Source organism: Mesorhizobium sp. P2_E10 (genome assembly GCF_056404235.1).
In genome coordinates, this window is sequence record NZ_JBFUEK010000001.1 from 571813 (window position 1) to 592625 (window position 20813).

The 20813-nt window shown below is 61.8% G+C and carries 16 protein-coding genes and 1 pseudogene; 15 read left to right on the top strand and 2 right to left on the bottom strand.

The window, feature by feature from the left end; all coding sequences use genetic code 11:
- Positions 1 to 130 precede the first annotated feature (130 nt).
- The 9 genes from AC1D0N_RS02855 (at position 131) to AC1D0N_RS02895 (ending at position 10695) form a co-directional block, all read left to right on the top strand.
- Positions 131 to 1258: a nucleotidyltransferase family protein gene (locus AC1D0N_RS02855; protein WP_477241178.1), complete on the top strand. Its 1128-nt coding sequence runs from the start codon at positions 131 to 133 to the stop codon at positions 1256 to 1258.
- Between the two features lie 41 nt (positions 1259 to 1299).
- On the top strand, positions 1300 to 2322 hold the full coding sequence (locus AC1D0N_RS02860) for a glycosyltransferase family 2 protein (RefSeq protein ID WP_477241180.1): 1023 nt from the start codon (positions 1300 to 1302) through the stop codon (positions 2320 to 2322).
- A 127-nt stretch (positions 2323 to 2449) separates the two neighbouring features.
- Positions 2450 to 2851 carry a hypothetical protein gene (locus AC1D0N_RS02865; RefSeq protein ID WP_477241182.1) on the top strand — a complete coding sequence of 134 codons (402 nt, stop codon included), beginning with the start codon at positions 2450 to 2452 and terminating at the stop codon, positions 2849 to 2851.
- 156 nt (positions 2852 to 3007) lie between these two features.
- On the top strand, positions 3008 to 3877 hold the full coding sequence (gene exoK / locus AC1D0N_RS02870) for an endo-1,3-1,4-beta-glycanase ExoK (protein ID WP_477241184.1): 870 nt from the start codon (positions 3008 to 3010) through the stop codon (positions 3875 to 3877).
- Positions 3878 to 3937: 60 nt separating this feature from the next.
- A complete protein-coding gene (locus tag AC1D0N_RS02875; protein ID WP_477241186.1) occupies positions 3938 to 5269 on the top strand; it encodes a UDP-glucose dehydrogenase family protein in 1332 nt (443 codons plus the stop codon).
- Between the two features lie 30 nt (positions 5270 to 5299).
- Positions 5300 to 6379: a glycosyltransferase gene (locus AC1D0N_RS02880; protein WP_477241188.1), complete on the top strand. Its 1080-nt coding sequence runs from the start codon at positions 5300 to 5302 to the stop codon at positions 6377 to 6379.
- 224 nt (positions 6380 to 6603) lie between these two features.
- The gene (locus AC1D0N_RS02885; protein WP_477241190.1) at positions 6604 to 7845 is read left to right on the top strand and encodes a glycosyltransferase; all 1242 of its coding nucleotides are present in this window, start codon (positions 6604 to 6606) and stop codon (positions 7843 to 7845) included.
- Positions 7846 to 8065: 220 nt separating this feature from the next.
- Positions 8066 to 9235 (top strand): glycosyltransferase, encoded by a 1170-nt coding sequence (locus tag AC1D0N_RS02890; protein ID WP_477241866.1) that lies wholly within the window; start codon positions 8066 to 8068, stop codon positions 9233 to 9235.
- Complete coding sequence (locus AC1D0N_RS02895) at positions 9232 to 10695, top strand: lipopolysaccharide biosynthesis protein (protein ID WP_477241192.1); 1464 nt, start codon at positions 9232 to 9234, stop codon at positions 10693 to 10695. The genes AC1D0N_RS02890 and AC1D0N_RS02895 overlap by 4 nt, the downstream gene beginning before the upstream one ends.
- Positions 10696 to 10920: 225 nt before the next feature.
- Here AC1D0N_RS02895 and AC1D0N_RS02900 read toward each other — a convergent pair.
- Positions 10921 to 11970, bottom strand: a pseudogene (locus AC1D0N_RS02900) (polysaccharide pyruvyl transferase family protein); the annotation flags it as partial.
- Between the two features lie 304 nt (positions 11971 to 12274).
- On the opposite strand from AC1D0N_RS02900, the gene AC1D0N_RS02905 reads away from it, so the two are divergent.
- The 6 genes from AC1D0N_RS02905 to AC1D0N_RS02930 all read left to right on the top strand — a co-directional run bounded on the left by AC1D0N_RS02905 (position 12275) and on the right by AC1D0N_RS02930 (position 19853).
- Entirely contained in the window at positions 12275 to 13447 is a 1173-nt protein-coding gene (locus tag AC1D0N_RS02905; RefSeq protein WP_477241868.1) for a glycosyltransferase family protein, read from the top strand.
- A 13-nt stretch (positions 13448 to 13460) separates the two neighbouring features.
- A complete protein-coding gene (locus AC1D0N_RS02910; protein WP_477241194.1) occupies positions 13461 to 14441 on the top strand; it encodes a glycosyltransferase family 2 protein in 981 nt (326 codons plus the stop codon).
- Complete coding sequence (locus tag AC1D0N_RS02915; protein ID WP_477241196.1) at positions 14441 to 15385, top strand: glycosyltransferase family 2 protein; 945 nt, start codon at positions 14441 to 14443, stop codon at positions 15383 to 15385. The genes AC1D0N_RS02910 and AC1D0N_RS02915 overlap by 1 nt, the downstream gene beginning before the upstream one ends.
- Positions 15375 to 16325 (top strand): glycosyltransferase family 2 protein, encoded by a 951-nt coding sequence (locus AC1D0N_RS02920; RefSeq protein WP_477241198.1) that lies wholly within the window; start codon positions 15375 to 15377, stop codon positions 16323 to 16325. The genes AC1D0N_RS02915 and AC1D0N_RS02920 overlap by 11 nt, the downstream gene beginning before the upstream one ends.
- Before the next feature lie 76 nt (positions 16326 to 16401).
- Entirely contained in the window at positions 16402 to 17298 is an 897-nt protein-coding gene (locus AC1D0N_RS02925; protein WP_477241200.1) for a UTP--glucose-1-phosphate uridylyltransferase, read from the top strand.
- Positions 17299 to 17474: 176 nt separating this feature from the next.
- Positions 17475 to 19853: a polysaccharide biosynthesis tyrosine autokinase gene (locus AC1D0N_RS02930; protein ID WP_477241202.1), complete on the top strand. Its 2379-nt coding sequence runs from the start codon at positions 17475 to 17477 to the stop codon at positions 19851 to 19853.
- A 53-nt stretch (positions 19854 to 19906) separates the two neighbouring features.
- On the opposite strand, the gene AC1D0N_RS02935 is transcribed toward AC1D0N_RS02930, so the two are convergent.
- Positions 19907 to 20608 carry a metallophosphoesterase family protein gene (locus tag AC1D0N_RS02935; protein WP_477241204.1) on the bottom strand — a complete coding sequence of 234 codons (702 nt, stop codon included), beginning with the start codon at positions 20606 to 20608 and terminating at the stop codon, positions 19907 to 19909.
- Positions 20609 to 20813: the final 205 nt, after the last annotated feature.

Genomic DNA, 20813 nt, shown 5'->3' on the forward strand with positions numbered 1-20813 from the left:
TTGCAAGAAAATCCGGCCCGAAGGAAAAACTGGACGCCGGGAACGATTTTCGCGATGCTTTCCTTCGCACTTGCAATATAACACGGCGTGAGAACACGGCGTCCGAATTTTTCCGGAGACTTTGCGTAAAATGGCCTTGCAGGAAGGTTCCTACGAAAGACTGCGTGCCGCCGACTGCGCCGATGAAGTCGCCTATGTGCAAGCGTGCCTGAGGCTTTATTTCGCTTCGGGGTCGGGCGCCGGCACAACGTCTGTGCCGGCCATCTCCGCTGCCAGCATCGCCGACATCGCCAGGCTGAACAAGGTCGCGACCTTCGTTCTGAAGGCATTGTCGCGCACGCCGGCAGCCCAAGCGCCGCCCGGACTGCTTGAATGGCTCGACACCTATCGCAGGCGCACGGTTTCGATGAACTCGTCCTGCATCATGGACTCGATGGCGATCGACAAGGTGCTGCGCGACAAGCATATCGATTTCGTCTTCCTGAAGGGTCCGTTTCAGCAGCATTTGCTCTATGGCGACCATTTCATGAAGCCTTCCGGGGATGTCGACATCCTGGTGTCGCCGACCGGTTTTTTCAAAGCCCGTGAAGCGCTCCGCTCGATTGGCTACGAGGTCGCCGGCAAGTCCCGTTCCGTCTGGTGGGTTCGCTTTCTGGGCGAGCAGCATATGGTGCGCGAGAGCGGGCCAAAGCCCTCCACCGTCGATCTCCACTACCGGCTCCAGCAGCCCGGTTCGCCGAGTCCGCGCGATACCGATGGCTTTCTGCGGCGCAAGCGCTCTGTCGCCATCGCCGGCGCCAGCATGCCTTTCATCTCGGCTTCCGACACCTTGCTGCTTTCCTGCATCAGCGTCGCCAAGGCGCTTTTCAATCGCGAACCCTGTGCAGGCTATGTCTGCGATATCAGGGCCAGCGCCAGCCGCCTGAGCGAAGCCGAGCAGCAAAATGTGCTCGACTACGCCGCGGAGCAGGGGCTGGCCGACACGCTGCTGCTCGGCCTGCGCGCCGCCGACGTACTGCTTGGCGGCACCGGCACGCTTCTGTCGGAGCGGGCCACCCGCATTCTGTCGCGCATTGGCAATGAAGATCTGTTCCACATGGTCATTGCGCCCTGGCTGTGGTCCTTGCGATGGCCCCAGCGGCGCACGGTGCTGTGGGAACTGTGCGGTCGCGAACCCGTTCGCTATCTGACCGAGGCCGGCTGGGCCGCGTCCGCCGATCTCAGCCGGCGTCTTTTCGAGCGGCCGCAACGTCAATGAGCATGGGGGTACGGAACGACTTGCAATCGAAAGGTGAATCTATGTCCCCGACAGAACCCCAGGTCTGCGTGATCATCGCCGCCCGCAATGCCGCCCGGACAATTCCGGCCGCCATCGCCTCGGCGCTGCGCGAGCCGGAGGTGGCGGAAGTCGTCGTCGTCGACGACGCCTCCACCGATGACACCGCCAAAGTGGCCCGCGCCGCCGACGATGGCAGCGGCAGGCTTTCGGTCATGCGTCTCGACATCAATCGAGGCCCCTCCTTTGCCCGCAACGCCGCGATCGCCGGGTCGAAGTCGCCGTTCATCAGCATTCTGGACGCCGATGATTTCTTCCTCGAGGGCAGGTTTCACAACCTGTTTGCCAGCGCCGACTGGGATTTCGCCGCCGACAACATCATGTTGATCAGGGACGATGCGGCCACCGATGTCTCGAAGATCGTCGCCCCGTCTTTTTCGGCCGATCCGGAGTTCCTCGACTTCGAACAGTTTATCGAAGGCAACATCTCCAGCCGGCGTGTGCAGCGCGGCGAACTGGGTTTCCTCAAGCCGGTCATCTCCAGGGCCTTCCTGGACCGGCATGGGCTGCGCTACGACGAAAACCTGCGCCTGGGCGAAGACTACGAGCTCTATGCGCGGGCGGTCGCCCGCGGCGCGCGTTTCAAGGTCATCCGCTCCTGCGGTTATGGCGCCATCGTGCGCGCTGATTCGCTGAGTGGCCGGCACAAGACGCAGGATTTGAAGCGTCTGGCCGATGCGGACTTGGCGCTGCTTGAGATCGGCAGTTTGCCGGAAGGCTCGAAGGCTGTGCTGAGACGCCACGAGCGGCATGTGCGCGACAAATACCGGCTGCGCAACTTCCTCGACGTCAAGGCCGAGCGCGGTCTGGCGTCGGCCGCGGCCTATGCCTTCGCCAGTCAATCAAACCTCATTCCCATCGTTCGCGGCGTGGCCTCCGACAAGTTGGACGCGCTGTTTCGTCGCGCCGGTTTTGCCACGACGCAGAAACAGGTGCAGCCCATGCGCTTCCTCATGGCCGGGACCAGCGCGCCTGCGGAAAAGTAGCCTCACTGTTGCCAGCGACAGTGGCCGCAACGTCGAAAAAATTGCCTTTCCGAAACTGGGAGGTTGCCTACTTGTCCTGGGGATGGCACTGTATGTTGCGGTGCAGCAATTTTGAAAGGCCAACCGGATGGCTTCGATATTTGGCTTCAGGTCAAGAGACCCGGCCCGGGACCGGCAGACCGATCTCTCGCGCTTCGATCGCCTGGCAAGGCTGTTCGATCAGATTGCCGCCGAGATCGCTGCGGAGAAGACCGGGCTTGAGAATCGCTATCGCTCAAAGGCCACCAACGCGGCCTTTCTGGTCGAGGCGATGGAGAATGGCTCGGCGTCCTCCTCAAGGGCGTCCGAGGTCAGCGAACTGACGAACTCGATCCTGAATTGCGAACGGCGCATCGCCGCACTGGCGCATCAGAACAGCTTGATGAGGGAGCTGCGTCATTCGCTGGATGCGATGGTCGTCGAGAACGAACCGCAAGGTTCAACGGCGGAAGCCGAATTCGGCAAGCGTACCGGTGCCGGCGCGGCTTGACGGTGTAGGTCCTGTGTCGGCGTCCGCTCCGGACGCCAAAATCTGGCACGGAAACACAAGGAGTTTGGGGCACGGAGGATCAAGGGAGGCCCGCTTTGCAAGCGGGTCAACTGGAGACTTTGGGTTGGGGGCACACAACGCAAAGGTGAGTTTGGTATGAACGCAGATCCGAAGAAGACCTCGATCACCATGGCCGATGGTATGCCGGCCTGGCGGCAGATCCAGCAGGGCCCCCTGCGGCGACTGTGCTCGGGTGCAGCGTTTCTGCTGGTCGCTCTCGCAAGCCTGGTTGCAGGCCCTATCCCGTCTCGCGCTCAGGATATGCCGAGCTCGCCATCATTCGTCGATGATTTCACCAGTTTCGATCGCGAGCGGTGGTACGTTTCCGACGGCTGGACGAACGGCGCTCATCAGAACTGCACCTGGTCGAAAAGCCTGGTCAGCCTATCCGACGGCATGGTGGTGCTTGGTTTCGAGAAGCGGAAGCTGAAGGATCGCGAGTTTGCCTGCGGCGAGATCCAGACCAAGAAGCGCTACGGCTACGGGGTCTATGAGGCGCGCTTGAAGACTGACACCGGCTCCGGCCTCAACGCCGCCTTCTTTTCCTACATCGGCCCCGCCGACAAGCAGCCCTGGGATGAAATCGACTTCGAGGTGCTGACCAAGGACACATCAAAGGTTCAAGTGAACAGCTACATTCTGGGCAAGCCGAAAAACGAGAAGCTTGCCGAGGTCGAGGGCGGCACCGACAAGGCCTTCAACGACTATGGCTTCGTCTGGGAAAAGGACCGGCTGCGCTGGTACGTCAATGGCAAGCTTGTCCAGGAAGTGACGAACCCCGCGGAACTGCCGACCCATCCGCAAAAGATTTTCTTCAGTCTCTGGGGCAGTGATACGCTAACCAGTTGGATGGGTCCTTTTTCGGATCCGGGCCGCAAGGTTACGATGCAAGTCGATCGCGTCGCGTTCACGGCGTTGGGTGAGCCCTGTCAGTTCCCGGAATCGCTGGCATGCAGCATAAAATGAAAGAGCATCTGAACCGGTCGACCAGACACGGTTCAAGGTTATGAACAGGAACCAAACCGAATGAATTTGACCGTCTTTGGAATAGGCTATGTCGGCCTCGTGCAGGCCGCGGTGCTGGCGGAAGTCGGACACCAGGTGGTGTGTGTCGATATCGATGCGGGCAAGGTCGAGCGGCTCAACCAGGGCCTCGTGCCGATTTTCGAACCCGGGCTCGAAAACCTGGTGAGGGAGAACCACGCCGCCGGCCGCATCAAGTTCACCACCGATGCCGCGGCTGCGGTCAAGCATGGCGAGATCCAGATGATCGCGGTCGGCACGCCACCCGGCGAGGATGGCTCGGCCGATCTCAAATATGTGCTGGCGGTCGCCGAGACCATCGGCCGGGAAATGGACAAGCCCAAGATCGTCGTCGGCAAGTCGACCGTGCCGGTCGGCACCTGCGAAAAGGTAAAGGCCAAGATCGCCGAGACGCTGAAGGCGCGCGGGCGCGAGGATCTGGCGTTCGATGTGGCTTCCAATCCGGAGTTCCTCAAGGAAGGTTCCGCGGTGGCCGATTGCATGAAGCCCGACCGCATCATCGTCGGTACCGAGAGCGAAGACACCGAGGCGGTGATGCGCGAGCTCTACGCTCCGTTCAACCGCAACCACGAAAAGATGATCGTGATGGATGTGCGCAGCGCCGAATTCACCAAATATGCCGCCAATTGCATGCTGGCGACCAAGATCAGTTTCATGAACGAGATGGCCAATCTGGCCGAGCAACTGGGCGCCGACATCGAGGAGGTGCGTAAGGGCATCGGCAGCGATCCGCGCATCGGCTACCACTTCATCTACCCCGGTCTTGGCTATGGCGGCTCGTGCTTTCCCAAGGACGTGCGCGCGCTGATCAAGACCGCCGAAGGCGTCAAGTTCGACGCCAAGCTGCTGCGCGCCGTCGAGGAGCGCAACAACGAGCAGAAGTCCGTGCTGTTCGACAAGGTGAACCGCTATTTCAAGGGCAATCTCAAAGGCAAGACCTTCGCGTTGTGGGGTCTCGCCTTCAAGCCCAACACCGACGACATGCGCGAGGCGCCGGCGCGCGTCCTGATGGAAGCGCTGTGGAAGGCCGGCGCCCATGTGCAGGCCTTCGACCCCGAGGCGATGCAGGAATGCCAGGCCATCTATGGGCTGCGCGACGACCTGCTTTTGTGCGGGACCAAGGAGGCGGCACTGCGCGGCGCCGATGCGCTGCTGATCGCCACCGAATGGAAGAGCTTCCGCGCGCCGTCCTTCGACGCGCTGAAGGATGCGCTGACCACGCCGATCATCTTCGACGGTCGCAATTTGTACGACCCCAAGGTCATCGCCCGCCACGGCATAGAGTACCACTCGATCGGCAGGGTTGCGGCCTGACGGCAGGGGGCACAACGAGGAGCCAGGTTCATGAAAGTTCTGTTTGCAGGCGGCGCCGGCTACACGCCGCAATTCAGCGGTGGCGTTCAGTCGAGCACCCACCATCTGGTCGAACAATTGCGCGAGAATGGTCACGAGGCTTCCGTTCTGGCAGCATTGTTCGGCGAAGGCATGTTCGGCTTCAGGGCGCGCGCCAAGATGAAGCTGCTGCGTCAGCGCGCGGTCATCGACAATTTTCCGGGCTATCCGGTGGTGCGGGCTTGGTTTCCCTGGGAAGCCGCCGGCTTCGCGGTTGAAAAGCTGAGGCCGGATGTCGCCGTGGTGCAATGCCACAACTCGGTTCCGATCGGCAAAGCGCTGCAGGCCGAAGGCGTGCCTGTCGTCGTCTATCTGAGGAATGTCGAATTCCACGAACTGGCCGGTGACCTGCGCGAACTGCAATCGGCGCTCTATATCGCCAATTCCGAGTTCACCGCGCGCACCTACAAGGCAAGGTTCGACATCGATTCGACGGTCATTCCGCCGACCATCAATCCCGCGTTCTACAGCACACCGACGACCGGTGAGTTTGTCACGCTCATCAACCCCTATGAGGAAAAAGGCTTCGACCTTGCAGTGCGCATTGCCGCCGCCTGTCCCGAGATCCCATTCCTGTTCGTCGAAAGCTGGAAGCTCGACGACGATCATCGGGCCCGGATCGAAGCAACAATCTCTCCCCTACAAAACGTCAAGCTGGAAGGCCGCACCAGCGACATGAAGACGGTCTACGGCCGCACCAAGATCCTGCTGGCGCCCAGCAAATGGGAAGAGGCCTGGGGCAGGGTGGCCTCGGAAGCGCATTGCAGCGGCATTCCCGTGGTCGGCTCGCGGCGCGGCGGTCTGCCGGAAGCGATCGGCTCTGGCGGCGTGATCCTGGACTACGACGCCCCGCTCGCCGACTGGGTCGCAGCGGTCAGGCGGTTGTGGAGCGACGAGGCCGAGTACAAGCGGCTGTCGGTGGCGGCGCTTGAGTTTTCGGAGCGGTCGCAAATGAACCCAGGCCGTCAGTTTGCTACGTTCATGGACGTTCTCGACAGCGCCAGGCGTGTCGGCCTGGAGCGCGCCGCCTAAACGTGTCGCGTTGAAATTCAGCTGACGCCGCCGGGCGACAGCAAGTCTCGCCAAGCCCCTGAGCCGGTTGCAGGTGTTGCCGGGTCCGGATCACTTTTGATTGCTGCGGTGCAACATTTTTGTGGCAACGCAGCAATCAACGTGTATTCTGCCCGTCTACATTAGGGCTTGTGCGATGTGGACCGCTTGGGGGTCCAGCCAAGCCCCAACCTTTTGGGCGGGTCATGCGCGTTGGCTTTGTCGTGGGCGAATTTCCTCTCCTTTCGGAAACCTTTGTCGTGGACCAGATGGCTGGGCTGCTGGCGCGGGGCTTCGAGGTGGAGGTCGTGTGCGACAGGACGAAAGGTGACGACCGGATCGACCGGCAAAGCGAGCCGATGGCGACGCTGGTCGCCAGAACCCAGCATTGGTGGCGATGGGCCGGTGGACTGAGCGCCTTTGTACGCCGGTTGCCGCCGCGCCTGCGATACAAGGCTTCGACCGTTCTCGACATCGTCTTTGCACGCCGCCTGAACCGCTGTGACGTGATTGTCGCCCACTTCGGACAGAACGGCGAAAGAGCAGCCGCACTGAAGAAATGGAAGTCCCTCAAGCCGCCGATCATTACCATCTTTCACGGCGCAGACGTCGCGATCCCGTCGCGACAGGCAGTGCTGGCAACGCAATATGCCGGGCTCATCAAGCACGGCAGCTTGAACCTGCCGGTCAATGGTTTCTTCCGCAGGATGTTGCTCGAAGCCGGTGCGTCCCAGGCCAACACCACGGTCCACCACATGGGAATTGATTCGCGCGAAGTCAGCTATCGCTGGGAATCGTGGGAAGGCAGCCAGCTGATCGTGACGACGGTTTGCCGCCTGGTGGAGAAGAAAGGCGTCGAGTTCGCCTTGCGCGCCTTGGCCTCCCTGACGGCGTCCCATCCACAGCTGGACTGGCGCTACGACATTGTCGGCGACGGTCCGTTGCGGACGGATCTGGAGACGCTGGCCGCAGGGCTGGGCTTGACCGCTCGCGTAACATTCCTTGGCAGCCTCCCCCACATGGAGGTGAAAAGACGGCTTCGCATGGCGCATCTCTTTTTGCTGCCAAGCGTCACTGCCAGCGACGGCGACATGGAAGGCATTCCGGTTGCGCTCATGGAGGCCATGGCCGCCGGGTTGATTGCGGTCAGCACGCATCACTCGGGAATCCCTGAGCTCATCGAGGATGGGGAGACAGGGTTGCTTGCGCCCGAGCGAGACGTTTCAGTGCTTGCCGGCAAGCTTGCCTGGGCAGCCGAACATCCGCAGGAATGCGAACGCATCGCGCTTGCCGCACGCCGCAAGGTCGAGGACGACTTCAACGCAGATGTTCTGAATGAACGTTTTGCGCAGATCGTTACCCAACTGGCCGCGCCAAGCCTTGCACCTCAGCCTGCAAGGCCTCTAGGCGTTGCCGAGGGCCTGGTGGATCCTTCATCTGCCGGCTGACACTGCGCCTCGGGACTGATCGGCATCCTCGCTGCGTCGAGGGAAATCTTGCCACGCTGCAGCAAAAATGTTGCAGTGCAGCAAGGCCTGTACTAATGTCCCTGCGGGTGGGCCAACAGCGGTAGAGTTTCATGCTGCATGTCTTGTGCCTCGGGCACGATGTTTCCCGCCCGGCTTTTGTCAGGGGCACGCCGGATCGCCGCACGAGCGCATCTTGCCGATGAAGATCTGCTTCGTAGTCGACAAGTTTCCCTCACTGTCCGAGACTTTCGTCCTTGACCAGATAGCCGGCTGCCTTGAGCGCGGCATGGAAGTCGGCGTTGTCTGCAACGAGACGTCCTTTGGCAAGGACAGCAATATCGACGATGCGCGCTGGCAGGCGCTGCCTGGAAAGGTGGTGTGCTGGTGGGGTGGCCTCGGTCGCTATCGCCCGCTGCTCAGGAGGTGGTCCGGCAGGTTCTGGGATAAACTCTCGACCGCCATCGACATCGCTTATGCGCGTAAATTGCAGAACGCCGACGTGATCGTTGCCCATTTTGGCAACAACGGCATGCGCGTCGCCCGCGCCATCAAGCGCGGCAGGATTTCCGCCCCTCTGCTGACGATATTTCACGGCCGCGATGTCGGCGAGCCGCTGCATGACAACACGCTGGCGCGCTACAGGATTGTCTTCGAAAAGGGCGCTCTTCAACTGCCGGTGAACGCATTTTTCCGCGAGGCCTTGATCGAGGTTGGGGCACCGCCGGCGCAAATTATGGTTCACCATATGGGCGTGCGGCCGAGCGAGATCGACTATCGGTGGCGGTCATGGGAGCAAGGCACGCTGTCATTCATCTCGGTCTGCCGCCTGACCGAAAAGAAGGGCATCGAATATGCGCTTCGCGCGCTTGCCGGCCTGCCGCGCCGCGACTGGGTCTATTCGGTGATCGGCGGCGGAGAACTTCTTGAGGAGTTGGAGGGGCTCGCCGCAAATCTCGGCATCGCCGACAGAGTGACCTTCCTCGGGCCCCGGCCGCACAGCGAAGTCAAGCAGCGCCTGCGCGATGCCCATGTGTTCCTGCTGCCCAGCGTCGCCGCGCGCGATGGCGATCTGGAGGGCATTCCGGTTTCGCTGATGGAGGCGATGGCCACCGGCCTGACAGTGGTCAGCACCTATCACTCGGGGATTCCCGAACTGATCGAGGATCAAAAGACAGGCTTTCTCGCGCCCGAGCGAGACAGTGCAGCGCTGGCCGGCAAACTTTCCTGGATCGCCGAGAATCCTGAGGCCTGCGAGCAGATCGCCGTTGCCGCGCGCAAGAAGATCGAGGCGGATTTCAACGCAGATGTGCTGAACGAACGTTTCGCACAGATCGCCATGCAGCTTGGCGAAACGAGGTTCAATTCATGAATGCCAACCCGCCCCCCCAGTTCGGTCGTGTCGCCCTGCGCGGCGGGCTGGTCACCATCGGCGCGCAAGGCTTCAAGATGGTGATCCAGTTCCTCTCCGTCATCTTGCTCGCCCGTCTGCTAGTTCCCGAGGATTTCGGCCTGGTGGCTTCCGTCGGGCCGATCGTGGCCTTTGTCGGGTTGCTGCAGAACCTGGGCCTCCAGCAGGCTGTGGTTCAGCGCAAGGACATCAGCGAGCAGCAGCTGAACCAGGTGTTCTGGATCAGTGCGCTGGTCGGGCTGGGCAGTGCCGTGGTGGTGGCCGGCCTGGCGCCCGCCATCGCCGCGTTCTACGGCGATCAGCGCATGTCCGGCATCACCCTTGGCTCCGCCTTGCCGCTGCTCTTCGGCAGTCTTGCCGCGGTGCCGCTGGCATTGATGAACCGCCACCTGCAATTCGGCCAGCTCGCAATGAACGATGTGATAAGTGCTGCCGCTGGACTTCTGGCTGCTACGGTTGCGGCCTATGCCGGGCTTGGCTACTGGTCGCTGGTCATCGGCCCGGCTGTTTCGGCAATTGTCGCGCTGGCCGCCGCCTGGCAGGTGGCGCGGTGGACGCCGCAACGGCCGGATCTGAAAGTCGATGCCGACATATTGTCGTTCGGCGCCAATCTGACCGGCTTCAATCTCGCCAATTTCTTCTCGCGCAATCTCGACAACATTCTCATCGGAAAATATTCCGGCGCCATCGAACTCGGCTATTACGACCGTGCCTACAAGCTGCTGCTGTTCCCGTTGCAGAACATCAACCAGCCGCTGACACGCGTGATGGTGCCGCTGCTCAGCCGCATCCATGAGGACAAGGCTCGATTTCGCGACATCTATGTGCGGACCAACTGGATGCTGGCGGCCGTTACCATGCCCGGCATCGCGGCGCTGACGCTGACCTCCGATCAGGTGGTGGGGCTTCTCTTCGGCCCGGGTTGGGCGCCGGTGGCGCCGATTTTCGCCTGGCTGGGCATCGCCAGCCTGATCCAGTCCGTCTCAAGCACCACAGGCTGGATATTCATCTGTCAGGGCAAGACGAAGACCATGTTCCATTGGGGCATTTATTCGTCACTGACGACCGTCGCCGCCTTCATCGTCGGCTTGCACTGGGGCGCCGTCGGCGTTGCCGCGGCCTATGCCATCAGCGGCTACGTGCTGCGCGTTCCGGTGCTTGCCGTGCTGGTCCACCGCGTCGGTCCGGTGACGGCCGCCGACTTCCTGGTCATGCAGGGGCTTTTCATTGCCTCGTCCCTGCTCGCCTGGCTCACCTACCACTGGCTGCCGGCGTCGCTGACCGGCCAGTCAGACCTGCTCGCGGTCTTTCTGGCGGTTGGCCTCAATTACGGGATCGGTCTCATTCTCATGCTTGCCCTTCCCCAGTCGCGCCGCGCGTTGTTCACCACCCTGTCCAACGCCGCGCGCAACATCCGCTGAGCGGCCGTCGATCAGCGGCGCCAGCAGGTTTGTGGCTGACATTGCCGAGGCATGTTCTTCGAGCACGGCCTGCAGGCTGGTCTTGCGGTAGCGGTCGAGGTTTTCCGCGAATCTGCCGAGCTTTTCGCTCGCTTCCGCAACCGTCACCGTGTCGATGTCGAGCAGCACGTCGGCGACACCGATTCGCTTGGCCACTTCCTTGGTCTTGAACTCATAGGCTATCGGCAGCACCGGCGTGCCGACGCAAAGCGACATGATCATCATATGCATGCGCGTGGCGACCACGAAGTCGAAGCCTTTGACCAGCGCCATCAACTGCTCAGGCGTGTGAAACGCAGCGTCCACGGTCACATGCCTGGCGATCTCCGGAGCGAGCTCGGCGACGATCGCCCGTGCGGTCTTGGAATCGTCATGGGCGTATTCCGGCACGCCCTGGCAGGTGGAGACGAAGGTCACCTCCTTGCCATGGTCCCTGACGAGTATAGTCGCGATCTCGCGGATCGAATCGAGATAGCGGCGCATGCCGCCTTCGCCATCGCTGACATAGTTCCAGTGGCGGACGGAAATGGCGACGCGGCCCGTCGGCGCCGGCGGCTGGCTGGCGGCCAGAATTCTTTCGATCCTGTCAGTCTCGGCCAGGGCAAAGACGGCATCGGCCACCACATGGCACTTGCCGAGGTCCTTCACCAGATCCTGGATATGGTTTTTGGATCGTTCGTCACGCAGCAGGATGAGCGGGCTGCGGTCAAAGATCGGGCTCAATTCCTGGCGGTTGTAACTTTTATTGAACGGGCCGAGGGATTGCGTGAAGAAGACCGGATCCTTGCCAAGCACGGCATCAAGCCGGAACTGGTTGAGGCGTCTTTCGAGATTGTAGTTCTCAACGAGATAGGTCCCGCCTGTCGTGACCACGAGATCGGCGCCGGTGTAGATATCGAGGCTGCGACGGTCGCTCGCGCTGAAAAATGTGCCAAGTGCGCTGCTGCCAAACCAACGCAGGGCCCGAAGAACAATCTTGTTGTAGATCGGCTTGATCCGGTTCTTCAGCCCATCGCCATTCTTGTACCTGAAAAGCGACTCCGACAGCAGCTTGTGAAATTCGAGGTCCGGGTATGACTTCTTCGGGTAGAGCCTCGCCGCGACCTCAGGCTGGCTGTCGAAGATGGAGAATTGCAGGTCGCTGCCGGCGACAGTCTTGAGAATGTGGCGGATCGCCAGCAGAATCGCCGCATCCCCGGTATTCAGGCAGACTGTGTTTTCGACGACGATCTTCATGGAATTACCTCATTTCGTCAGCAGATTCCGCGGCCAGGCCGGCGGTGCTCAAGACGGGAATAGTGACCGAAAATGCTGCACGCCAGGACGATCCCGATGCGGTCCGCGTCACGATTTAGGGCATTGCACCGGGCTGGTGGCCAACGCTCGGCCCGAGCGGTACTCAAGCAAGGCCGAGATTAACGCATCAATTTTGCAGCGCAACAAAAAACGTGGATTTTTGCTACGCTGCACCAAAAATGTTGCGATGCAGCAAGACCTGTACTACCATTCCTCTGGGTGGGCCAACAGCGAACGAGTTTTAATGCTGCATGTCTTGTACCTTGTGCACGATGTCTCCGACCCGGCGGTACGCCGACGTATCATAATGCTCAGGGCAGGTGGCGCCCGGGTCACACTGGCCGGCTTCCGTCGAACCGCAAACCCGATTGTCGACGTCGAGGGCTTGCAGCCGATCGATCTTGGCGCGACGCGCGACGGCCGATTCGCCCAGCGCCTGGCGGCGGTCGCCAAGGCGGCGGTCTCGATCGGCGCGAAACTCGCAACAATGCAAAGGCCGGACCTGATCATCGCGCGCAATCTCGAAATGCTGGCGCTTGCCCGGCGCGCCAAGGCGGCGTTCCAGGCAAGCGTGCCGATCGTCTACGAATGTCTCGATATTCATCGCCTGGTGCTGCGCAACGACATCTTGGGCAAGGCGATGCGCGGCGCCGAGCGCTATCTGGCCCGGGATGTGAAGCTTCTCGTCACCAGTTCGCCGGCCTTCATCGCCAACTATTTCAAGCCTTTTGGCCAGGTCGCGGCACCTGTGGAGCTGATCGAAAACAAATATTTCGAAAGCGCACCGGCCTTGGTGGATGATCGGTTCAAGGTGGAAAATCCTGTCGCGCCGCCCTGGCGGATCGGCTGGTTCGGCGCGTTGCGCTGCCGCCGCTCGCTGGCGCTGCTGGCCGAATTCACCCGCCGGCTCAACGGACGTTTCGAGATCGTCCTTAGGGGGCGCCCGGCACTGTCCGAATTTCCGGATTTCCACGCTTTCGTCGAATCCGAACCCTGGCTCTCGTTTCGCGGCCCCTACCGCAACCCAGAGGATATGGCGGCGATCTACAACGAGGTGCATTTTTCCTGGGCGATCGACTTCTTCGAGGAAGGCCAGAACTCCGAATGGCTGCTTCCCAACCGCCTTTATGAGGGCTGCCGCTTCGGCGCCGTGCCGATCTCGATGGGCAACACCGAGACCGGGCGGTTCCTCAACCAGCAGGACATCGGCATCCTTCTCCCGCAGGCAACGCCCGAAGCGCTCGTGGCAGTGCTTGGCAAAATGGAAGAGGAACGTTTCGGCAAATTGAAGGCGCGCGTTCTTGCCCGCAACCCCAGGACATGGAGCTACGATCGCAGCGATTGCCGGGCCTTCGTCGACAAGCTCCGCGGACTGGCCGCCGTGCCGAACTCATTTGCTGCCGAGGCGTTGGCATAGGATGGCGAAGGATATGCTCCCCTCAAACCTGATCGTCATACCGTGCCTGAACGAGGCAGCGCATATCGGTGCGCTGCTCGATCAACTCCGGCCTGCGGCCGGAAGGCTCGGCGCCCGCATCGTCGTCGCCGATGGTGGCAGCACCGACGGCACCTTGGCCATCGTCGAGGCAGTTGCCGCGAAAGATCCGCAGGTCGCGCTTCTCCACAACCCCAGGCGCATCCAGAGCGCGGCGATCAATCTCGCCGTCGCCACTTTCGGCAACGGTGCCGACTACCTCATCCGCATCGATGCGCATGGCGGCTATCCCGAGGATTTCTGCGACCGCCTGGTCGAGGAGGCGCTGGCCACCGGTGCCGATTCGGTCGTCGTCTCGATGCGGACCAGCGGCAGTGGCGCGGTGCAGAAAGCGGTTGCGGCGGCGCAGAACTCCAAGCTCGGCACCGGCGGCTCCAAGCACCGCCATTTGTCTGCGGGAGAATGGGTCGACCACGGCCACCACGCGCTGATCCGGATATCGGCCTTCACCGCGGTGGGCGGCTATGACGAGACGTTCAGCCACAATGAGGATGCCGAGCTCGATTACCGGCTGCGTCAGGCCGGCCACCGGATCTGGATGAGCGGCAAGACGCAGATGATCTACTATCCGCGCGCGTCGCTGAAGGGCCTCTATTTCCAGTATCTCGGCTATGGCCGCGGCCGCGCCAAGAATGTGCTCAAGCACCGCATGGTGCCGAAGGTGCGGCAGATGATACCGCTGCTGGTGTTTCCCGTCGTCCTGCTCGCGGCCTTGTCCTTCATCCACTGGCTGGCGGCGGTGCCGTTTCTGCTTTGGGCGGCGGTTTGCCTCGGCTATGGCGCTGTTACGGCCATCCGCCAGCGCAATCCTGGCTTCGCTTTGGTCGGCGTCTCGGCGATGGTCATGCATTTCGGCTGGTCCGTAGGCTTCTGGCTGCAGCTTCTCCGCGCCAGATTGCAACGCGGGGTGGCATGATGGCCGCGAAGAACCGCTCGATCGACATCTGCGTCTGCACGTTTCGGCGACCGGAGCTTGCCGACACGCTGCGTTCGATCGCTGCCATGGACATGCCTTCGGGGTTCGATGTCGGCGTCATTGTCGCCGACAATGACGATACGCCGACGGCGCAGACGCTGGTGACGACGCTGGCTGCGCAATTGAAGTTGCCGATCCGCTATCGGCACGCTCCGGCGCGCAACATCTCGATCGCACGCAACGCCTGCCTTGAGGCCAGTGCATCGGATTTTGTCGCCTTCATCGACGACGACGAAACCGCATCGTCGCGATGGCTCGCCGAACTGGTCGCGACGGCCGAAGTGGACGACGCTACCGCCGTGCTCGGCCCGGTGCGGGCGCTTTATGGGCCCGATGCGCCGGACTGGATGCGCAACGGCGATTTCCATTCGACGCTGCCGGTCTGGGTGCAGGGCGAGATCCGCACCGGCTACACCTGCAACGTCCTGCTCAGGATGGGCGACGACAGCCTTGCCGGCCGACGCTTTAGCCTGGCGCGTGGCCAGACAGGCGGCGAGGACACCGAGTTTTTCGATCACATGGTCAAGGCCGGCGGCACGATCGCGTTTGCCCCGGAGGCCTGGGTCGAGGAGGTGGTGCCGCGCGCCAGGGCCGCCTTCGACTGGCTCAGCCGCCGCCGCTTCCGCTTCGGGCAGACGCATGGCCATTTGTTGGGAAGCAATGCGCACGGCATCCGGCGGGTTGGGCAAGTCGGACTTGCATCGGCCAAGGCGGCTTTCTGCTTCGCAGCGGCAATCGTGACCGCCGTCAGTCCGGTGCGCCGGAACCGCAGCGTGCTGCGCGGCATCATGCATGTCGGCGTCGTCAGCGGCCTCGTCGGCGTCCGCGAAATTCGCCAGTACGGCCTGTCCTCGCCACAGCAAGGGGGCAAGCGTGCAGCCTGACGTCAGCTTTGTCATCGCCGCCTACAACGCCGAGGCAACACTCGGCCGGGCAATCGACAGCGCCATCGCGCAGAAGGATGTCTCTGTCGAAATCATCGTCGTCGACGACCAGTCGCGCGACAGAACGCTCGATGTGGCTCGGTCCTATCCGCAAGATGTCGTGCGGGTCGTGGCGCTTCGCGCAAATCGTGGTCCCGGCGGCGCCAGGAATGCCGGCCTCGAGCTTGCCAGCGGCAGGTGGGTCGCGGTTCTCGATTCCGACGATGCCGTCTATCCCGGGCGGATTTCCGCCATGATCGCGCGTGCGGAGAAGGCGGGCGCCGAGATCGCCGTCGACAACCTTCAGGTCGTGCGCGAGGACGGTGTCGCCGAAGACACCATGTTTCCGGCCGACTATCTCAGAGGCTTGCGCGAAATCTCGCTCGCCGACTTCATCGGCGGCAATGTGGTTTTCGAATCGAAATTCAATTTCGGCTATCTCAAGCCGATCTTCCAGCGCCGGTTTCTGAACGAAAACGGGCTCCGCTATGATGAAAATTTGATCATCGGCGAAGATTACATCCTGCTTGCCAACGCTCTGGCCAAGGGCGGCACATGCGTGGTCGAGCCGACGACCGGCTATGTCTACCATATCCGCACCGGCTCCATTTCACGCGTGCTCGAGCTTCACCACGTTGAGGCGATGCGCAAGGCCGATGCCGTCTTCGCGCAAACCTATTCCATGGACCCGGAGGCGCAAGCCGCCTTCGCCAGGCGCAGCCGCAGCTTGCGCAAGGCGGCATCGTTTCTGTCGCTGGTCCAGCACATCAAGGCGCGGTCGCCGCTCAAGGCGATTCGGACCGCGCTCAGTGATCCGGCGGCGGTCAGGCATATGAGCATGCCGATCGCTGTCCGGCTGAAGAGGGTAGCGGCACAGTTCGCCGTGGGCATGGGGAGGTGAAGAATGCGGGCAGGTGAAGAAATGGTTTTTCATAGCCAGCGATAGTTGAAGTCGATCCTCTCAAAAGGAATATGCGATGCAGAAAGTCAGGAAGGCAGTCATACCGGTGGCGGGGCTTGGAACACGGTTCCTGCCGGCGACCAAATCGATGCCGAAGGAGATGCTGCCGGTCGTCGACAGGCCTGTGGTCCAGTATGCGGTGGACGAAGCGTTCGAAGCCGGCATCGAGCACATCGTGTTCGTCACCGGCCGCAACAAGGCTGTCATCGAAGACTATTTCGACCTGCACCCTGAACTGATCGGAACGCTGGAACAGACCGGCAAGAAAGCGCAGCTGCAGTCGCTTGAAAGCCTGCTTCCCGTGGCCGGCGCCACCAGCTTCATCCGGCAGCAGTCGCCGCAAGGTCTCGGCCATGCGGTGTGGTGCGCGCGCGAGGTCATCGGCAACGAGCCCTTCGCCTTGCTGCTCCCGGACATGGTGTCCTTTGGCGGTCGCGGCTGCCTCGCCGAAACTGTCGATCTCTACCAGCAGACCGGCGGCAACGTCATAGCCGTCGAGCGTTGCGAGCCGAGCGAGACCAGCAAATACGGCATCGTCGGCCGTGGCGCCGAGGTCGGCACGGGCTTCGAGGTGACGGCCATGGTCGAAAAGCCGGCGCCCGCCAACGCACCGTCGAACTATTACATCAATGGCCGCTACATCCTGCAGCCCGAGATTTTCTCGCTGCTGAGCAACCAGCAGCGCGGCGCCGGCAATGAAATCCAGCTCACCGACGCCATGGTTCGCCTGGCGCAGAGCCAGTCCTTCTTCGCCCAGCCTTTCCTAGGCCGCATGTTCGATTGCGGTTCGAAGGAAGGCTTCATCGAGGCCAATATCGCCTTCGCGCTGGCGCGCAACGACATGAAGGGTCCGATCTTCGAAATGCTGCAGCAGTTCGTGCGGTCGCATGAGCGCCAGGAAGAAGCCGCATAATGCCCATCTTTTGGGAGCATAGCGTGTCGACGCTACACATGCTGCCGCGCTTGGCCGGCACTCTATCTGGCATGAAGTTTGCGTCGCATGCTTTGCCCCCGATCTTCGAGGCCTCGGAGCCGATGGGGCGCGACCCCATCTTGCTCTAGCGCCTGCAACCTAGAATTGGACCGAAGATGAACTATGCCAACTTTCCTCTCGACAAGAGGATGCCATTGCCGAACTCAGATACGGGAAACGGCGAGGACTTCATCGACATCGAGCGCCTGCTTGGCATGGCTATGCGGCAGGCCAAGGTGGTGGCGGTGTGTGCGGTCATCGGTCTTTGTCTAGGCGTGCTCTATCTGCAGACCACCCCCAAAACCTACGTGTCGGTTGCCAGCGTTCTGATCGACGAGGGACTGAACAAGGTCGTTGATGAAGTCTCTGCCGCGTCTGTCAGCATGCAGACCGACGCCGCCCTGCTCAGCCAGATCGAGATCATCAACTCGGCAAGGCTGGCGGCGGTGGTCGTCGACAAGCTGAAGCTTGACCAGAACGACGCGTTCATGAACCCGCCAGTGTCGGCGCTGGCGAAGGGCATCGGCTTTGCGCGCGGGTTGGTTGGCTATTTCCGAAGCAGTTCTGGCCCGGATATCCCCGGTCTCGAAAATGTCGACGCTGCGACGCGTGAGGCCATGATGGTCACGGCACGCCGCGACTACGCAATCCTCAAGCTGCAGAGCGAAATACTGGCGCAGCGCAACGGCCGCAGCTACGTGATTGACCTTGGCTATCAGTCGACGGACCCTGCGCTCGCGACCGCAATCACCAAGGCCTATTCCGAGGCTTATCTCGCCGACCAGCTCAATGCGAGCTTTGACGCCACCGAACGGGCGGCGGTCTGGCTGCAGGGCCGGCTCACCGAGCTCCGCGAAAGCTCGCAGGCAGCATCACTGGCGGTCGAGAAATTCAAGGCCGAGCATGGATTGTCTGCCGGCAGCGATGGCCAGTTGATCAGCGACAAGCAATTGTCTGACCTGAACGCCCAGCTCATCGTTGCGCAGGCCGATACCGCTCGTGCCGGCGCCCGTTACCAGCAGTACAAGACGATCGTGGAAAGCGGCTCCGAAAACGCCTTCAACGACTCCGCAATATCGAGCGACCAGCCGGCCAGTTCGGTGATTGCAACGCTCAAGACCCGCTATCTCACCGTCGCCAAGCGACTTCAGGATGTCACGGCCAATTTTGGTGCCGAACATCCCCAGGCCGTTGCGCTGGCCAAGGAGAAGGCCGACCTGTCGACGCAGATCTTCGGCGAACTGCGGCAGCTGACCGAAAGTTACCGCAACGAATATGAGGTTGCTCTCTCGCGCGAGACGGCGCTCCGGCAAAAGATCGCCGATGCGGCCGGCAAGAGTTCCATCGATAACCAGTCGCAGGTCAAATTGCGCGATCTGGATCAGCAGGCGACGGCGCTCACCACGCTCTACCAGACGTTCCTCAGCCGCTATGAGGAAGCCTCGCAGCAGCAGTCTTTCCCGGTCGGCAAGGTCCGCATCATCTCCGATGCGACAACGCCGATGTCGGCGGCGGGCCCGCGCACATCCAAGGTGCTGGCGCTTACGCTCGTGCTCGGCCTCCTGCTCGGCGCCGGCTTCGGCGGCCTGAACGAATTCAACGAACGGTTCTTCAGAACCGGCGAGGATGTTCGCGATCGCGTCGGCCTCAAATTCCTCGGCTACCTGCCAACGATCGGCGGCAAGGTCGGAAAGGAAACCGACGACGCTCAGGCGGATGTCAAAGGCACCAACACGCTGTCAGCCGCCGAAAGGCGGGCACGCATGCGGGTGAGCGTCGACGCGCCGGCATCGATGTTCTCCGAAACGCTCCGCAACGCCAAGATCGCCTTCGATGTGGTGATGGAAGGGCAAGGCAGCCGGGTGATCGGCGTGATCTCGCTGCTGCCTGGCGAAGGCAAGTCGACGATCGCCGCAAATCTGGCGGGATTGCTTGCCGCCAATGGCGCGAAAACCTTGCTGATCGACGGCGATTTGCGCAATCCCGGCCTCAGCCGCAACCTTGGCATGGAAACAGAGCAAGGGCTGATGGAAGCGGTGGTCAACGGCCAGACCTGGCAATCGGTCGGCAAGATCGACCGGCAGACAAAACTGGCGATCATCCCGGCCGTGCTGCGTGGCCAATTCTCGCATACGAGCGAACTTCTCTCTTCGGCTGGAATGCGGCGTTTCATCGAGAACGCCAAGGAGACGTTCGAATATATCGTCGTCGATCTGCCGCCGCTGGGTCCCGTGGTCGATGCCAAGGCCTTCGCGCCGCTGGCCGATGGTTTCGTGCTGGTGACCGAGTGGGGGCGCACGCCGCGCGCCATGGTGCGGTCGATGCTGGAACAGGAACCCTATGTTGCCAACAAGATCGTCGGCGTCGTCCTCAACAAGGTCGATCTGAAGAAGCTGGCAAAATACGGATCGCTCGGCGGCTCTGAAAAATTCTTCGACAAATATTCGAGCTATTATCTGGAGAAATCGGAAGTGCGGACGAGGGCTGCGGCCTAGCCCTGCGCGAGCTCAAAATGGCTTGCAGCGCCGCGGCGCTGTAAGCCAGAGACCTAAGAAAATATCAGCTTGCCATGCTTGCCGGCGATCCTGACGGCCGTCAGCCTTCCACTTTGGAAGGCGCCGGTGTCGATGTCGAGCCGGCGCCCTTCGAGCCTTGGAGTGTCTACCACTGTGTGCCCATGCACCACCCAGCGGTCGAGAAGATGCGCGGCCTCAAAGAACTCCGAGCGGATGGTGAGCAGGTCGTCCTCGTCCTGCTCGGCGAGATCGATGCCCGGCCTGATTCCGGCGTGAACGAAGACGAATTTCCTTGAGCAGATCAGGACCGGCAGCGTGCGCATGAAATTGACATGGCCGGCGGGAATGGCCTCCCTTATGCGCTGGTCGACCTCTTCGCTCGAACCATAGAGATCGACCAGTCGCGCCGGGTCGAGACCGTAGGAGAACAGGGTTTCGAGGCCGCCAGCCGCCAGCCACAGTTCCCTTGAAAGATGGCCGTCGAGGTAGTTCAGCATCGCAACTTCATGGTTTCCTGCAAGGCAGGCGCGCAGGAACCCCCTCGGCGGCGGCGCGATCAGATGATCGAGCACGCGCGCCGACTGAATGCCGCGATCGATATAATCGCCAAGCATGATGATGATCTTGCGCCCGCGGAAGGGCAGCGCATCGAGCAGGATCTTCTGTTCCAGCGCCAGGAGTTCCTTGTAGCAGCCATGCACGTCGCCGATCGCGTAGACGACCGTATCCTGCATATCCATTTCCAGGCGCTCGCGCGCCGCGGTTCTGGGTTTTCTCGATCGCTGAAACAAGGCCACGGATTGGGGCTCGATACCTGCTGAAATGGATCTCGGTGTTGAAGCGCGCTGCCACCCCACGCTTGCGAAACGTCGATACCATGCCTGGCGTTGGAAATTCCATAACAGCGACAGGCCGCCATCGAAAGCCGGCGTGTCATGG

Bases quoted from the DNA above. Each gene is read 5' to 3' on its own strand.
- AC1D0N_RS02855 (WP_477241178.1), top strand. From the start codon at position 131: ATGGCCTTGCAGGAAGGTTCCTACGAAAGACTGCGTGCCGCCGACTGC.
- AC1D0N_RS02860 (WP_477241180.1), top strand. From the start codon at position 1,300: ATGTCCCCGACAGAACCCCAGGTCTGCGTGATCATCGCCGCCCGCAAT.
- AC1D0N_RS02865 (WP_477241182.1), top strand. From the start codon at position 2,450: ATGGCTTCGATATTTGGCTTCAGGTCAAGAGACCCGGCCCGGGACCGG.
- exoK (WP_477241184.1), top strand. From the start codon at position 3,008: ATGAACGCAGATCCGAAGAAGACCTCGATCACCATGGCCGATGGTATG.
- AC1D0N_RS02875 (WP_477241186.1), top strand. From the start codon at position 3,938: ATGAATTTGACCGTCTTTGGAATAGGCTATGTCGGCCTCGTGCAGGCC.
- AC1D0N_RS02880 (WP_477241188.1), top strand. From the start codon at position 5,300: ATGAAAGTTCTGTTTGCAGGCGGCGCCGGCTACACGCCGCAATTCAGC.
- AC1D0N_RS02885 (WP_477241190.1), top strand. From the start codon at position 6,604: ATGCGCGTTGGCTTTGTCGTGGGCGAATTTCCTCTCCTTTCGGAAACC.
- AC1D0N_RS02890 (WP_477241866.1), top strand. From the start codon at position 8,066: ATGAAGATCTGCTTCGTAGTCGACAAGTTTCCCTCACTGTCCGAGACT.
- AC1D0N_RS02895 (WP_477241192.1), top strand. From the start codon at position 9,232: ATGAATGCCAACCCGCCCCCCCAGTTCGGTCGTGTCGCCCTGCGCGGC.
- AC1D0N_RS02905 (WP_477241868.1), top strand. From the start codon at position 12,275: ATGCTGCATGTCTTGTACCTTGTGCACGATGTCTCCGACCCGGCGGTA.
- AC1D0N_RS02910 (WP_477241194.1), top strand. From the start codon at position 13,461: ATGCTCCCCTCAAACCTGATCGTCATACCGTGCCTGAACGAGGCAGCG.
- AC1D0N_RS02915 (WP_477241196.1), top strand. From the start codon at position 14,441: ATGGCCGCGAAGAACCGCTCGATCGACATCTGCGTCTGCACGTTTCGG.
- AC1D0N_RS02925 (WP_477241200.1), top strand. From the start codon at position 16,402: ATGCAGAAAGTCAGGAAGGCAGTCATACCGGTGGCGGGGCTTGGAACA.
- AC1D0N_RS02930 (WP_477241202.1), top strand. From the start codon at position 17,475: ATGAACTATGCCAACTTTCCTCTCGACAAGAGGATGCCATTGCCGAAC.
- AC1D0N_RS02935 (WP_477241204.1), bottom strand. From the start codon at position 20,608: ATGCAGGATACGGTCGTCTACGCGATCGGCGACGTGCATGGCTGCTAC.